The sequence below is a fragment of the Herbiconiux daphne genome, assembly GCF_024979295.1.
GTDB classification, from domain to species: Bacteria; Actinomycetota; Actinomycetes; order Actinomycetales; family Microbacteriaceae; genus Herbiconiux; species Herbiconiux daphnes.
The window spans coordinates 1-529 of the sequence record NZ_JANLCJ010000784.1 but is presented as its reverse complement, the minus strand read 5'-3'; the positions used below and the strand labels follow the sequence as shown (position 1 = coordinate 529).

The following is a 529-nucleotide window of genomic DNA, read 5'->3' as shown; positions in this document are numbered from 1 at the left end:
CTCTGGAAGGATGTTCAACCCTTCTTCAAGAAACATTACGAGTTTCGGAAAGACTGCTGTAAGGCCTTCTTTTCCGAGACCCTTGATTCGGACATTGAGAATAGCTTTTTGGATCTCACGTTCGAACCAATTTGACCCCATCCCAAAACTGAATGTAACGAACGGCTGTTGCCCATTAGTAGTGAAAAGGGTGTTGATTTCATATTCGAGCGCTTGGATGCCGTCATAGATTTCCTTACGAGTTTTGCTTTCAGCGTACTCAACCGGAGAACTTACACCCCATACTTCTGCTTCCTTCTCGTACTTGTGATACGATTTTTCAGCATACGGAGCAAGCACTTGATCAATGTTCGCAATAGTCGTCCCGCCATATTGGTGGCTGGCAACTTGGGCGATGATCTGTGCTGTGACTGCACTAGCAACTCCAATTGATTTCGGTGATTCAATCTGAGCATTGCCAAGTTTAAAACCCTTCTCCAGCATGCCACGTAAATCAACGAGGCAGCAGTTGGTCATGGGTAAAAACGGA

The 529-nt window shown here is 45.6% G+C and carries 1 protein-coding gene; it reads right to left on the bottom strand.

The annotated features are described in order from the left end of the window. The coding region (nrdD, locus tag N1032_RS27675) for an anaerobic ribonucleoside-triphosphate reductase (RefSeq protein WP_310795997.1) at window positions 1-529 on the bottom strand (529 nt) is incomplete at both ends.